The following is a 230-nucleotide window of genomic DNA, read 5'->3' as shown; positions in this document are numbered from 1 at the left end:
GCTTCATCTAAAAACAAGTCATCGGCAATAACTGTAGCAGCAAGCTGAAGATCATTACACACTATTGACGCAACAGAACGTTCAATCATTTTTTCCGCGTAACAACCCATTTCTGTAATCTTTTCTTCCAAATATTTTAGTTCCGCATCATAAGCACGAACAGTATGTTTCATAGACATATCCTATACTCCTCAATTCACCTATCCAAAACGTCCTGTAATATAATCTTG

General features: G+C 36.5%; 1 pseudogene. It reads right to left on the bottom strand.

From position 1 onward, the window contains the following. A pseudogene (locus tag ACFINO_RS10955) lies at nt 1–179 on the bottom strand (phosphate transport system regulatory protein PhoU); the annotation flags it as partial. Nucleotides 180–230 lie beyond the last annotated feature (51 nt).

It is taken from the genome of Bartonella sp. AA83SXKL, assembly GCF_042196965.1.
In the GTDB taxonomy this organism is placed as follows: domain Bacteria; phylum Pseudomonadota; class Alphaproteobacteria; order Rhizobiales; family Rhizobiaceae; genus Bartonella.
The sequence above is the reverse complement of the archived record's forward strand: the minus strand, read 5'-3'. Positions and strand labels throughout refer to the sequence as shown.